We start from the raw sequence: 480 nt of genomic DNA, 5'->3' as shown, positions 1-480 counted from the left end.
CATTTCACCGCTACACCTGGAATTCCACCCCCCTCTACGAGACTCAAGCCTGCCAGTTTCAAATGCAGTTCCCGGGTTGAGCCCGGGGATTTCACATCTGACTTAACAGACCGCCTGCGTGCGCTTTACGCCCAGTAATTCCGATTAACGCTTGCACCCTCCGTATTACCGCGGCTGCTGGCACGGAGTTAGCCGGTGCTTCTTCTGCGGGTAACGTCAATGTGAAAAGTTATTCGCTCTTCACCCTTCCTCCCCGCTGAAAGTACTTTACAACCCGAAGGCCTTCTTCATACACGCGGCATGGCTGCATCAGGCTTGCGCCCATTGTGCAATATTCCCCACTGCTGCCTCCCGTAGGAGTCTGGACCGTGTCTCAGTTCCAGTGTGGCTGGTCATCCTCTCAGACCAGCTAGGGATCGTCGCCCTGGTGAGCCGTTACCTCACCAGCTGGCTAATCCCATCTGGGTTCATCCGGTAGTG

1 rRNA gene is annotated in these 480 nt (G+C 55.8%); it reads right to left on the bottom strand.

From position 1 onward, the window contains the following. Positions 1-480 (bottom strand): 16S ribosomal RNA (locus tag GS12_RS22825); the annotation flags it as partial.

The organism is Erwinia oleae, assembly GCF_000770305.1.
Classification (GTDB): Bacteria; Pseudomonadota; Gammaproteobacteria; order Enterobacterales; family Enterobacteriaceae; genus Erwinia; species Erwinia oleae.
This window is presented reverse-complemented; position numbering and strand designations above follow the sequence as displayed.